Raw genomic sequence first — 12572 nt, forward strand, 5'->3', positions numbered from 1 at the left:
CGTCCGTCAGCCCCTCGGGCAGGCCGGTCGCCACCCGCAGGATGCTGATCCCGGCGTCGAAGTCGTCGCACTCCGGCTCGTCGGACAACTGGGTGATGAGATACGGCAGATCGGAGTCGCGGCCGGCGTAGAAGACCGTGTCCGCCTCCGGCCGGCATATCCCCCGCGCGGCCGGGGAGAAGCGGCGCGGCGCGCCCTTGTAGTCGCCCATGATGCCGACGAAGGAGGAGCTGCGGTTCTCCAGCCGGTACTCCTCGCCGAACGTGTCGCGCATGTTGTCGCGGGTGTTGGCGACGTGGTCGTCCTCCTTGCGCGAGTTCCACACGAGGTAGCCGGAGGGCTTGCCGGGCGCAGCTCGTCCCCCTGCCGCCGCAGGTGCCGCAGCCGCTCCTCGTCGAGGCCGAGCCCGGGGCCCAGGCCGGCGAGTTCGTCGGCGAGCGTGCCGACGTAGGTGACGGTGCTGTTGCTGATGAAGGTGACCGGGCCCTGGATCGTCTCGATGTGGTACGTGGACTGCCGCTCGCGCTCCTGGCGCAGGAACCCGGCGAGGCCGGTGCCCGCGTGGCCGCAGTCAAGACCGCGCTCGGTCAGCTCGGCCCGCCCGGTGACCACGTCCCCGTCGATGCCGTCGCCGGCGAGGCCCGGCAGCCCCGCGGCCCGTAACGAGCGGGCCGCGGCGAGGACTTCGCCGGCCCGGAGGGCGTCGCCGTGGAAGAAGACGTGGTCGGCCACGAAGAAGTCGCGGAGCAGCAGCGCCTCGTCGCCGCGGTGCTCGAACGCCCAGCGCAGCACCGCGTTCTCGGCGTACTCCTGGCGCGCCCCGGGGTCGCGGCGCTCGCGCTCAAGGCGCAGCGCGCGCCGGTGGCCCTCCGGGCGCAGGGAGGTGTCGGCGGGGGTGTGGTCGGGCCAGCGGTGGACGTCCACCAGGCCGCGGTCCGCCAGCGCGGCGATGACGGCGGAGACGCGGACGGGCGGCTTGTTCTGCTCCAGGCCGCAGGCGGCGGTGCGCACGGGCACCTCGGGGCGGTGGCCGGACTCACGCAGGAGCCACATGAGCAGGCGCGCCTCGTAGCGGTCGAGCTCCGTCCTGCCGTGTGCCATCGGCGGGCAACCTCTGTTCTGCGTGCGGCGGTTGGGGGTGCGCACGAATCTACCTACGATGCCGCCCGGTCACCAGTTCGTAGCGATGCGCAGTCGCCGCACTGCGGCCGACTCGTAGCGGGACCGCGACCTGCGCGGGCGGTTCCGCGCGGTGTCACGGCAGCACCGCGATGCCGTCCAGCTCGACCAGCGCCTCGGTGTCCCAGAGCCGGGTGACGCCGATCAGCGCCATCGCCGGGTACGTGTCGCCGGCCAGCCGGCGCCAGATGCGGCCCAGTTCGGCGGCGTGGGCGCGGTAGTCCTCGGGGTCGGTGGCGTAGACGGTGACGCGGGTGAGGTGGGCGGGCTCCCCCGCGCAGGCGCCGAGCGCGGTGAGGAGGTTGCCGAGGGCCTGCTCGAACTGGGCGGGGAGGGTGTCGCCGACGACCCGGCCGGCGCCGTCGAGGGCGGTCTGGCCGGCGAGGAAGACGAGGGAGGAGCCGGTCGCGGTGACGGCGTGGCTGAAGCCGGAGGGGCGGGCGAGGGAGGCGGGGTTGACGCGGTGGACGGACACGGCGGCGGGGGTCCCTTCGGTGGTTCCTGCGGTGGTTCCTGCGGTGGTTCCTGCGGGGCTGTCGGCCGTACGGCGCCGGTGGCCCGGGCCCGTACGCCCGCGGGTCAACGGCGGTACAGCTCCTTGGCGATGATGCTCCGCTGCACCTCCGTCGCCCCCTCGTAGATACGCGGCGCGCGCACCTCGCGGTACAGGTGCTCCAGCAGATGCCCGGCCTCCAGCGCGCGGGCGCCGTGGATCTGCACCGCCGCGTCGACGGCCGCCTGCGCGGTCTCCGTGGCCAGCAGCTTCGCCATCGCCGCCCGGCGGGCGACGTCCGGCGCGCCCGCGTCGTACGCCGACGCCGCCGCGTACACCAGCAGCCGGGCCGCCTCGACGCGGGTGGCCGTCTCGGCGAGGGTGTGCGCGACGGACTGCAGGTCCTTCAGCGGCCCGCCGAACGCCTCCCGCCGCCCGGCGTGGTCCAGCGCCGCGTCGAGCGCCGCCTGCGCCATGCCGACGGCGAACGCGCCGACGGAGGGGCGGAAGAGGTTGAGCGTCGCCATCGCGGTACGGAAGCCGCCGTCGACCTCCCCGAGCACGTCGGCCGCGGTGACGGGGACGCCGTCGAAGCGCAGGGTGCCGATGGGGTGCGGGCTGAGCATGGTGAGCGGCTCGCCGGTCAGCCCCGGGCGGCCGGCGGGCACGAGGAAGGCGGTGACGCCGCGGGCGCCGGCGTCCGGCGTGGTGCGGGCGAAGACGGTGGCGACGTCGGCCTCCGGGGCGTTGGAGATCCACTTCTTCTCGCCGGTCAGCCGCCACCGTCCCGGCCCGTCCGGCTCGGCGGCCAGCCGCAGCGCCGCGGCGTCGGAGCCCGCCTCCGGCTCGGTCAGCGCGAAGGCGGCAACCGCGCGCCCGGCCGTCACCTCCGGCAGCCAGCGCTCCCGCTGCTCCCGCGTCCCGGCCTGCACGACGGGGTACGCGCCGAGCCCCTGGAGCGCGAGCGCCGTCTCGGCCTCGGTGCACTCGCGGGCCAGCGACTCGCGCAGCAGGCAGAGCGTGAGCGCCGAGACCGGTCCTGCGGCGGGGAACACCCGGGCCAGCAGGCCGGGTTCGCCGTCGTCGCCCGGGGCGCCGAGGGCGGCGAGGAGCGGCCGGTTGACCCGGCCGGGCGTGCCCGCCTCGGCCAGCGGGCGCAGCCGCCGCGCGGCGAACGCGCGCAGCCCGGCGCACCACGCCTGGAGCCCGGGGTCGAGCGCGAAGGGCTGTGGCGGCTGCGGCTGCGACGGGTGCTCCTGCGCCATGCGGTGCTCCTCTCTCCCGGCGACCTGGCGTCCCGGGGCCGGCCGCCGGCCGGGGCGGGTGCCGGGCGCGGGGGTGGCGTCCTGTGCGCGGCAACGGCGCGTCCGGTGCGCGTACGGGCCCGGCCTGGCGGGTTATCGCGGACTGTTGACTGTCGTCACGCCAACGCTACGCTCCTTGGGGTACCGCAGGGCAGACCTAGGGGGCGTACGCCATGCAGCTCAAGCCTTCCGCCCACGCCGACACCTTCGCCCGCGACCACCTCCCGCCGCCCGGGCAGTGGCCGGACCTGGTCTTCCCGCTGCCCGGCCTGCGCTACCCCGACCGGCTCAACTGCGGCGCGGAGCTGCTCGACGCGACCGTCGAGCGGTTCGGCGCCGGCCGCCCCGCCCTGCACACCGCCGCCGGCGAGACGTGGACGTACGGCGAACTCCAGCGCCGCACCGACCGGATCGCGCACGTGCTGACCGACGACCTCGGCGTGCTGCCCGGCAACCGCGTGCTGCTGCGCGGGCCCACCACACCCTGGCTGGTGGCCTGCTGGCTGGCCGTCATGAAGGCGGGCGCGGTCGCCGTCACCGTGCTGGCCGCGCAGCGCGCGCACGAGCTGCGCGGCATCTGCGAGATCGCGCGGATACGGCACGCGCTGTGCGACGCCCGTTCGCTCGACGACCTGGCCCGCGCGGAGGTGGCGGATCTGACGGTGGTCCCGTACGGCGGCGGGGAGCCCGGCGACCTCCTGCGCCTCGCCGACGCGAGACCCGACACGTACGCGCCCGTGGAAACCTCCGCCGACGACGTCGCGCTCATCGCCTTCACCTCCGGCACCACCGGCCGGCCCAAGGGCTGCGTCCACTTCCACCGCGACGTGCTGGCCATCGCGGACACCTTCTCCGCGCACGTGCTCAAGCCCCTCCCCGACGACGTGTTCGCGGGCAGCCCGCCGCTGGGCTTCACCTTCGGCCTCGGCGGCCTCGTGGTCTTCCCGATGCGGGCCGGCGCCTCGGCGCTGCTGCTGGAGCAGGCCGGGCCCGACCGGCTGCTGCCCGCGGTCGCGGAGCACCGGGTGTCGGTGCTGTTCACCGCCCCGACCGCGTACCGGGCGATGCTCGACAAGCTCGGCGCGTACGACACCGGCTCGCTGCGCCGCTGCGTGTCCGCGGGCGAGAACCTGCCGGCGGCCACCTGGCAGGAGTGGCGCGAGCGCACCGGGCTGCGGATCATCAACGGCATCGGCGCCACCGAGATGCTGCACATCTTCATCTCCGCCGCCGACGACGACGCCCGCCCGGGGACGACGGGCGTGCCGGTGCCCGGGTACGAGGCGCGGATCGTGGACGCGGCCGGGGCCGGGGTGCCGGACGGGGAGCCGGGGCTGCTGGCGGTGCGCGGGCCCACGGGGTGCCGGTATCTGGCCGACGAGCGGCAGCGGGAGTACGTGCGGGGCGGCTGGAATCTGACCGGCGACACGTATGTGCGCGAGCCCGACGGGTACTTCCGGTATGTGGCACGTGCGGACGACATGATCATCTCGGCCGGGTACAACATCGCGGGACCCGAGGTCGAGGACGCGCTGCTGCGCCACCCGGACGTGCGGGAGGCGGCGGTGGTGGGCCGTCCGGACGCGGAGCGGGGCACGGTGGTCGTGGCGTACGCGGTGCTGCGCGAGGGCGTGGTGCGGGGGCCGGAGACGGAGGCGGCGCTGCGGGAGTTCACGAAGGGCGAGATCACGCCGTACAAGTGCCCGAAGGAGATCCTCTTCACGGACGCGCTGCCGCGGACGCCGACCGGGAAGCTGCAGCGCTACCGGCTGCGGGAGGAGCAGGCCGGCCGGGCGGCCGGGAATCGCTAGAGTGATCGAGTGCCAGCCGAACGAACCCCGCGCTCCCTGATCGTCAGCTTCTACGGCGCGTTCGGCCGCGGCGAGGACGCGGGCTCCGGGCGCGTGCCGGTGGCGGCGCTGATCCGGCTGCTGGGCGCGGTGGGCGTGGACGCGCCCGCGGTGCGCTCCGCGGTCTCCCGGCTCAAGCGGCGCGGGCTGCTGGTGCCCGTACGGCACGAAGGGGAGGCCGCGTACGCCCTGTCACCGTCCGCCCGCACCCTCCTCGACGACGGCGACCGCCGCATCTACCGCCGGGAGGCCCCGGCGGGCCCCGGCGACTGGCTGCTGGCGGTGTTCTCCGTACCTGAGCCGGAACGGCAGAAGCGCCACCTGCTGCGCTCCCGGCTGGCCCGGCTGGGCTTCGGGCAGGCGGCCCCCGGCGTGTGGATCGCCCCGGCGCATGTCGCGGAGGAGACCCGGCACACCCTGCGCCGCCTGGAACTCGCGCCGTACGTCGACCTCTTCCGCGGCGCCCACGAGGGCTTCACGCCGACGCCGGAGGCGGTGGCGCGGTGGTGGGACCTCCCGGCCACGGCGAAGCTGCACGAGGCGTTCCTGGACGCCCACGAGCCGGTGCTGGCGAGGTGGTCCGCCCGCCCGGCGGCGGAGCGGGCGGCGGAGCGGGCGGCGGAGCGGGCGGCGGAGCGGGCGGCGGGCCCGGACGCGTACCGCGACTACCTCCTGGCCCTCGACACCTGGCGCCACCTCCCCTACGCCGACCCGGGCCTGCCCGCCGAGGTCCTGCCCCCCGGCTGGCCGGGCGCCCGCGCGGCGGCGGTCTTCGCGGCCCTGGACGACCGCCTGCGAGCGCCCGCGTCGCGGTTCGTCCACGCCACCCTGCACACACCCTGACCGGCCGGCGGACGCGATGAGCCGCCGCCCCCGCCAACCCCCCGCACCGGCCGTGCCCGAATTGCGGGGGTTCGGTGGCGTGGCGAAGATGAATCCGGTGCTGCCGCGCGTCTTCGCGGCCGCGCAGCCCTCTCGTCATGCCTCTCCGAATCGCCGGGCGGTGGTCCGCCCCGGCTGCTCCCGCGGGAAGGGAAATCCGGACATGCCGGTTTGCACGACACGCGACGGTGTCGACATCTTCTACAAGGACTGGGGCACGGGGCGCCCCGTGGTGTTCATCCACGGCTGGCCGCTGAACGGCGACGCCTGGCAGGACCAGCTCAAGGCCGTGGCCGACGCCGGCTTCCGCGGCATCGCGCACGACCGGCGGGGGCACGGACGGTCCACGCCGGTCTTCGACGGGTACGACTTCGACACCTTCGCCGACGACCTGAACGACCTGCTCACCGAACTTGACCTGCGGGACGTCACTCTGGTGGCACATTCCATGGGCGGCGGCGAGCTGGCCCGCTACATCGGCAGGCACGGCACCGGGCGGGTCCGTTCCGCGGTGCTTCTCTCGGCGATCCCGCCGCTGATGCTCCAGGGCCCGGACAATCCCGAGGGCGTGCCGCAGAAGGTCTTCGACGACATCAAGGCCGGGATCCTCCACGAGCGCTCGCAGTTCTGGCAAGAGACGGCCGTCGGCTTCTTCTCCGCGAACCGCGAAGGCACCAAGGCGACCCGGGGCAACCAGGACGCCTTCTGGTACATGGCCATGGCCGAGACCATCGAGGGCGGGGTCGCCTGCGTCGACGCCTTCGCGGCCACCGACTTCCACGAGGACCTCCGGAAGTTCGACGTGCCGACCCTCGTCGTCCACGGCGACGACGACCAGGTCGTGCCGATCGACGCCACCGGCCGCAAGACCGCCGAGATCGTCCGGGACGCCGAGCTGAAGGTCTACGAGGGCGGCAGCCACGGCATCGCCCTCGTGCCGGGCTTCAAGGAGAAGTTCAACCAGGACCTGCTGGCATTCCTCCAGAAGTGACGCCCCCGCCCCCCCACCCCCCACCCGGAGCAGCGCGATGAGCGACCCGAGCAGCACCGACAACACCGGCACCCCCGTCGAGAGCGACCAGTACTCACTCAGCGTCGGCGCCGACGGCCCGATCCTCCTCCAGGACAGCTATCTGATCGAGAAGATGGCCCAGTTCAACCGCGAGCGCGTCCCCGAGCGGGTGGTGCACGCCAAGGGCTCGGGGGCGTACGGGACCTTCCAGGTCACGGGCGACGTCAGCGAGCTGACGAAGGCCGACGTCTTCCAGCCCGGCCGCCGCACCCGGATGCTGGCCCGCTTCTCGACCGTCGCGGGTGAGCAGGGCAGCCCCGACACCTGGCGGGACCCGCGCGGCTTCGCGCTGAAGTTCTACACCCGCGACGGCGTGTACGACATGGTGGGCAACAACACGCCGATCTTCTTCATGCGCGACCCCAGCAAGTTCCAGGACTTCATCCGCTCGCAGAAGCGCACCCTCGACTCGAACCTGCGCGACAACGACATGCAGTGGGACTACTGGACGCTCTCGCCGGAGTCGGCGCACCAGGTGACGTACCTGATGGGCGACCGCGGCATCCCCAGGACCTACCGGCACATGAACGGCTACAGCTCCCACACCTACCTGTGGACCAACGCCGCCGGCAAGCGCACCTGGATCAAGTACCACTTCAAGACCGACCAGGGCGTCGGGTACCTCAGCGACGCCGACGCCGCCGCGCTGGCCGGCGAGGACGCCGACTTCCACCGCCGCGACCTGGCCGAGGCCATCGCCCGCGGCGAGGCCCCGTCGTGGACGCTGTACGTGCAGGCGATCCCGTACGACGACGCGCCGGACTACCGCTTCAACATCTTCGACGTCACCAAGACCGTCCCGCACGGCGACTACCCGCTGACCGAGGTCGGCCGGATGACGCTCGACACCAACCCCGAGGACTACTTCGTCCACATCGAGCAGGCCGCCTTCGAACCCAGCAACCTGGTGCCGGGCATCGGCCCGTCGCCGGACAAGATGCTCCAGGCCCGCCTCTTCTCCTACGCCGACACCCACCGCTACCGCATCGGCACCAACTACGCGCAACTGCCGCCCAACCAGTCGGAGACCGAGGTCCGTTCGTACGCCAAGGACGGCGCCATGCGCTACCACCCGCCCAACGTGGCCCGCCCCTACGCGCCCAACTCCTACGGCGGCCCCGCCGCCGACGAGGAGCGCTCCAACCACCCGCCGCGCTGGACGGTGGACACCGCGGAGATGGTCCGCGCCGCCTACACCCTGCACGCGGACGACGACGACTTCACCCAGCCGGGCACGCTGGTGCGCGACGTCCTGGACGACGCCGCCCGCGACCGCCTGGTCGGCAACGTCACCCGGCACCTGCTGAACGGCGTCAGCGAGCCCGTGCTGCAGCGCGCGGTCGCGTACTGGCGCAGCGTCGACCTGCGCACCGGCGACAGGATCGCCGCCGGCGTCCGGCAGAGCTGACGCGCGGGGCGCACCGGCCCCGCCGGCGGCCCGTGTTCAGCCGCCGTCCAGCGTCAGCCGCGGCTTCGGCCCGTCGGTGCGCCCCGCCGGCGGCCTGCGGCTGCCCGCGCGGTACGGGGCCGGCCACGGGGCACCCGGCCCGGTGTAGCCCTGCTCGGCGGCGGCGTGCAGCGTCCAGTGCGGGTCGTAGAGGTGGGGGCGGGCCAGGGCGCACAGGTCGGCGCGGCCGGCGAGGATCAGGGAGTTGACGTCGTCCCACGAGGAGATCGCCCCGACCGCGATCACCGGGATCCCCGTCTCCGCGCGGATCCGGTCGGCGTACGGCGTCTGGTACGAGCGGCCGAACGCCGGCCGCTCGTCGGCGACGACCTGGCCCGTGGAGACGTCGATCGCCGCCGCACCGTGGGCGGCGAACGCGCGGGCGACCGCGACCGCGTCGGCCCCGGTCGTGCCGCCCTCGGCCCAGTCGGTGGCCGAGATCCGCACGGTCACGGGGCGGTCGGCCGGCCACGCGGCCCGTACCGCGTCGAAGACCTCCAGCGGGTAGCGCAGCCTGCCGTCGAGGCCGCCGCCGTAGGCGTCGGTGCGGCGGTTGGTCAGCGGGGAGAGGAAGCCGGACAGCAGGTAGCCGTGCGCGCAGTGCAGCTCCAGCAGGTCGAACCCGGCGCGGGCGGCGCGCCGCGCGGCGGCGGCGAACTCCTCGCGGATCTCGTCCATCCCGGCGCGGTCCAGCGCGCGCGGCGTCTGGTTCAGGCCCGCGCGGTACGGCAGCGGGGAGGGGGCGACGACGGGCCAGTTGCCGTCGGGCAGCGGCTCGTCGATGCCCTCCCACATCAGCTTCGTGGAGCCCTTGCGGCCGGAGTGGCCGAGCTGGATGCCGAGGGCGGCGCCGGGCGCGTGGCCGCGTACGAAGTCGGTGACGCGGCGCCAGCCGGCCTCCTGCTCGTCCGACCACAGGCCGGTGCAGCCGGGGGTGATGCGGCCGCGGGGGCTGACGCAGACCATCTCGGTCATCACCAGTCCGGCGCCGCCGAGCGCGCGGGCGCCGAGGTGGACGAGGTGGAAGTCGCCCGGCAGGCCGTCCTCGGCGACGTACATGTCCATCGGCGAGCACACGACGCGGTTGCGCAGCGTCAGGCCGCCGAGGGTGTACGGCGTGAACATCGGCGGCGTGCCCTCCGGTACCCCCGCCTCCCGCTCCACGGCGGCGACGAAGCCGGGGTCGCGCAGCCGCAGGTTGTCGTGGGTGATGCGGCGGCTGCGGGTCAGCAGGTCGAATGCGAACTGCCGCGGCGGGCGGCCGAGATGGCGCGCCAGGTCCTCGAACCACTCGCGGCTGGCGTGCGCGGCGCGCTGGGTGGAGGCGACGACGGGCTTGCGTTCGGCTTCGTACGCCGCGAGCGCGGCCGGCACGTCCGGCTGCTCCTCGACGCACGCGGCGAGCGCGAGGGCGTCCTCGACGGCGAGTTTGGTGCCGGAGCCGACGGAGAAGTGCGCGGTGTGGGCGGCGTCGCCGAGGAGGACGACGGCGCCGCCGCCGGGCGAAGGCTCGTGCCACCAGCGGTCGTTGACGACCGTGCGGAAAGCCGTCCACTGCGAGCGGTTGCCCGTCAGCGGCCGGCCGCCGAGCGCGTCGGCGAAGTACGCGGCGCACCGCTTGGCCGTCTCCTCCTCGCCGCAGGCGTCGAGCCCGGCGCGCCGCCAGACCTCCTCGCGCATCTCGACGATGACGGTGGAGGCTTCCTCGGGCGAGACCGCATACGGGTAGCCGTGCAACTGCATGACGCCCGCGTCCGTCTCGGCGATCTCGAAGCGGAAGGCGTCGAACGCGAACGGCGCGGACAGCCACACGTACCGGCAGCGGTGTGCGGCGATCCGGGGGCGGAAGACATCGGCGTGCGCCTCGCGGGTGACGCTGTTCACGCCGTCGGCGCCGACGACGAGGTCGTGGCCGCGGGCGAGTTCGGCGGCGGGCGGCGCCTCGGTACGGAACCGCAGGTCGACGCCGAGGTCGCGGCAGCGCTGCTGGAGCACCGCGAGCAGCCGGCGGCGGCCGAGGGCCGCGAAGCCGTGGCCGCCGGAGCGCTGCACGGTGCCGCGGTGGACGATGTCGATGTCGTCCCAGCGCACGAACTCCCGCTGCAGCGCGGCGTAGACGGCGGGGTCGGCGTGCTCGATGCCGCCGAGGGTCTCGTCGGAGAGCACGACGCCGAAGCCGTACGTGCTGTCCGGGGCGTTGCGCTCGTAGACGGTGACCGTACGGGCGGGGTCGAGCCGCTTGAGGAGCGCCGCGGCGTACAGCCCGCCGGGCCCGCCGCCGATGACCGCGGCCCGCACGGCGCTCAGCGCCCCTGCCAGGCGGGGGGCCGCTTGGCGGTGAACGCGGCGTGGAACTCGGCGTAGTCGGCGCTGTTCATCAGCAGCGCCTGGGTGGCGGCGTCCATCTCGACGGCGGCGGCGAGCGGCATGTCGAGCTCGGCGGTGAGCAGCGCCTTGGTCTGCGCGTACGCGAGCGCAGGCCCGGCGGCGAGGCGGCGGGCCAGCGCGGCGGCGGCCTCGTCGGCGCGGCCCTCGTCGGCGAGTTCGCTGAGGAGGCCGATGCGTTCTGCCTCGGCGGCGCGGACGGCGTCGCCGAGCATCAGCAGCCGGGTCGCGTGCCCGAGGCCGACGACGCGGGGCAGCAGGTAGGCGGCGCCCATGTCGCCGCCGGAGAGGCCGACGCGGGTGAAGAGGAAGGCGAAGCGCGCGGAGTGGTCGGCGACGCGGAAGTCGGCGGCGAGCGCGAGGACGGCACCGGCGCCGGCGGCGACCCCGTGCACGGCGGCGACCACCGGGAACGGGGCCTCGCGCAGGGCCCGTACGACCTGTCCCGTCATGCGGTTGAAGTCCAGCAGCCGGCCGGTGTCCATGGCCAGGGTGGCGCCGATGATCTCGTCGACGTCGCCGCCGGAGCAGAAGCCCCGGCCCGCGCCGGCGAGGACGAGCGCGCGGGTGCCGCCGGTGCGGGCCAGCTCGGCGATGAGGTCGCGGAGGTCCGCGTACGCCTCGAAGGTCAGCGCGTTGAGCTTCTCGGGGCGGTCGAGCGTGACGGTGACGACGCCGTCGTCTTCTGTGACCCGCAGGTGCTCCCACTGCTCGGTGCGGCCGGCGGATCCGGTGAACGGGCTCATCGTGCGCGGCCCCTGTCTGCAGACGGTGGCGGGCGGTGGCGGTAAACCGAAGTTATCACTCGTACGTGACTGTCGTCACGACCGCGCGATACGGGCCCGGGGCGCAGGAGGGTCCCGCCGAACGGCCCCGGGGAGCGGGCGGCCGGGCGGACGGGCGGTCAGAAGTGGGGCGTTCAGCCCAGGGTGGCGACCATGAGCGCCTTGATGGTGTGCATCCGGTTCTCCGCCTCGTCGAAGACGACGGAGTGCGCCGACTCGAAGACCTCGTCGGTGACCTCCAGCGAGGTCAGCCCGTGCCGCGCGTGGATCTCCCGGCCGACTGCCGTGCCGAGGTCGTGGAAGGCGGGCAGGCAGTGCAGGAACTTCACGTCCGGGTTGCCGGTGGCGTGCAGGACGTCCATCGTCACCGCGTACGGGCGCAGCGCCGTGATCCGCTCGTCCCACACCTCCTGGGGCTCGCCCATCGAGACCCACACGTCGGTGGCGACGAAGTCGGCGCCGGCCACGCCCTCGGCGATGTCGGCGGTGAGGGTGATCCGGGCGCCGGAGGCGGCGGCGAGCCGGCGGGCCTCGGCGACGACGGTGCCGTCGGGCCAGTACGCCTCGGGCGCGACGATGCGCACGTCCATGCCGAGCAGGGCGGCGGTGACGAGGCAGGAGTTGCCCATGTTGAAGCGGGCGTCGCCGAGGTAGGCGTACGCGATCTCCCCGACCGGGCCCGGGCGGTGCTCGGACATCGTGAGCACGTCGGCGAGCATCTGCGTGGGGTGCCACTCGTCGGTCAGGCCGTTGTAGACGGGCACGCCGGCGTACGCGGCCAGCTCCTCGACGGCCGACTGGGCGGCGCCGCGGTACTGGATGGCGTCGTACATCCGCCCCAGCACCCGCGCGGTGTCCTTCACCGACTCCTTGTGGCCGAGCTGCGAGCCGGCCGGGTCCATGTACGTGGTCGACGCGCCCTGGTCCGCCGCCGCGACCTCGAACGCGGCGCGGGTGCGCGTCGAGGTCTTCTCGAAGACCAGCGCGACGTTCTTCCCGGCCAGCCGCTGCCGCTCGGCGCCCGCCCGCTTCGCCGCCTTCAGCTCGGCGGCCAGCGCCAGGAGGTGGTGCAGCTCCTCGGCGGTGTAGTCCAGCTCCTTGACGAAGGTCCGGCCGGTGAGGTCTATCGCCATGGTTCCGCGCTCCTGAGATTCTATGCGTTCGAACGCATCACT

Annotated in this window: 10 protein-coding genes; 4 read left to right on the forward strand and 6 right to left on the reverse strand. The window is 74.3% G+C overall.

Translation table 11 applies throughout. The features are described 5' to 3' along the window. Positions 1–6: 6 nt before the first annotated feature. The 3 genes from CXR04_RS06085 to CXR04_RS06095 form a co-directional block, all read right to left on the reverse strand. Positions 7–1101 carry a hypothetical protein gene (locus CXR04_RS06085; RefSeq protein ID WP_234380083.1) on the reverse strand — a complete coding sequence of 365 codons (1095 nt, stop codon included), beginning with the start codon at positions 1099–1101 and terminating at the stop codon, positions 7–9. 154 nt (positions 1102–1255) lie between these two features. Then, a complete protein-coding gene (locus tag CXR04_RS06090) occupies positions 1256–1654 on the reverse strand; it encodes a RidA family protein (protein ID WP_101420856.1) in 399 nt (132 codons plus the stop codon). Positions 1655–1758: 104 nt separating this feature from the next. Continuing rightward, positions 1759–2937 (reverse strand): acyl-CoA dehydrogenase family protein, encoded by a 1179-nt coding sequence (locus CXR04_RS06095; protein ID WP_101420857.1) that lies wholly within the window; start codon positions 2935–2937, stop codon positions 1759–1761. Between the two features lie 212 nt (positions 2938–3149). On the opposite strand from CXR04_RS06095, the gene CXR04_RS06100 reads away from it, so the two are divergent. The 4 genes from CXR04_RS06100 to CXR04_RS06115 all read left to right on the forward strand — a co-directional run bounded on the left by CXR04_RS06100 (position 3150) and on the right by CXR04_RS06115 (position 8188). Beyond that, on the forward strand, positions 3150–4787 hold the full coding sequence (locus CXR04_RS06100) for an AMP-binding protein (protein WP_101420858.1): 1638 nt from the start codon (positions 3150–3152) through the stop codon (positions 4785–4787). 9 nt (positions 4788–4796) lie between these two features. Beyond that, positions 4797–5669 carry a PaaX family transcriptional regulator gene (locus tag CXR04_RS06105; RefSeq protein ID WP_101420859.1) on the forward strand — a complete coding sequence of 291 codons (873 nt, stop codon included), beginning with the start codon at positions 4797–4799 and terminating at the stop codon, positions 5667–5669. Between the two features lie 202 nt (positions 5670–5871). Next, on the forward strand, positions 5872–6699 hold the full coding sequence (locus CXR04_RS06110) for an alpha/beta fold hydrolase (protein ID WP_101420860.1): 828 nt from the start codon (positions 5872–5874) through the stop codon (positions 6697–6699). A gap of 37 nt (positions 6700–6736) precedes the next feature. Beyond that, positions 6737–8188 carry a catalase gene (locus tag CXR04_RS06115; protein WP_101420861.1) on the forward strand — a complete coding sequence of 484 codons (1452 nt, stop codon included), beginning with the start codon at positions 6737–6739 and terminating at the stop codon, positions 8186–8188. A 36-nt stretch (positions 8189–8224) separates the two neighbouring features. Here CXR04_RS06115 and CXR04_RS06120 read toward each other — a convergent pair whose 3' ends face one another. The 3 genes from CXR04_RS06120 to argF form a co-directional block, all read right to left on the reverse strand. Continuing rightward, a complete protein-coding gene (locus CXR04_RS06120) occupies positions 8225–10525 on the reverse strand; it encodes a bifunctional salicylyl-CoA 5-hydroxylase/oxidoreductase (protein ID WP_101420862.1) in 2301 nt (766 codons plus the stop codon). A 5-nt stretch (positions 10526–10530) separates the two neighbouring features. Next, positions 10531–11358 carry an enoyl-CoA hydratase family protein gene (locus tag CXR04_RS06125; RefSeq protein ID WP_101420863.1) on the reverse strand — a complete coding sequence of 276 codons (828 nt, stop codon included), beginning with the start codon at positions 11356–11358 and terminating at the stop codon, positions 10531–10533. Positions 11359–11531: 173 nt separating this feature from the next. After that, positions 11532–12530 carry an ornithine carbamoyltransferase gene (gene argF, locus CXR04_RS06130; RefSeq protein ID WP_101420864.1) on the reverse strand — a complete coding sequence of 333 codons (999 nt, stop codon included), beginning with the start codon at positions 12528–12530 and terminating at the stop codon, positions 11532–11534. Positions 12531–12572 lie beyond the last annotated feature (42 nt).

The organism is Streptomyces sp. CMB-StM0423, from assembly GCF_002847285.1.
In the GTDB taxonomy this organism is placed as follows: domain Bacteria; phylum Actinomycetota; class Actinomycetes; order Streptomycetales; family Streptomycetaceae; genus Streptomyces.

Coding starts and splice junctions, on each gene's coding strand:
- CXR04_RS06085 (WP_234380083.1), bottom strand. CDS start 1,101: ATGGCACACGGCAGGACGGAGCTCGACCGCTACGAGGCGCGCCTGCTC.
- CXR04_RS06095 (WP_101420857.1), bottom strand. CDS start 2,937: ATGGCGCAGGAGCACCCGTCGCAGCCGCAGCCGCCACAGCCCTTCGCG.
- CXR04_RS06100 (WP_101420858.1), top strand. CDS start 3,150: ATGCAGCTCAAGCCTTCCGCCCACGCCGACACCTTCGCCCGCGACCAC.
- CXR04_RS06110 (WP_101420860.1), top strand. CDS start 5,872: ATGCCGGTTTGCACGACACGCGACGGTGTCGACATCTTCTACAAGGAC.
- CXR04_RS06115 (WP_101420861.1), top strand. CDS start 6,737: ATGAGCGACCCGAGCAGCACCGACAACACCGGCACCCCCGTCGAGAGC.
- CXR04_RS06125 (WP_101420863.1), bottom strand. CDS start 11,358: ATGAGCCCGTTCACCGGATCCGCCGGCCGCACCGAGCAGTGGGAGCAC.
- argF (WP_101420864.1), bottom strand. CDS start 12,530: ATGGCGATAGACCTCACCGGCCGGACCTTCGTCAAGGAGCTGGACTAC.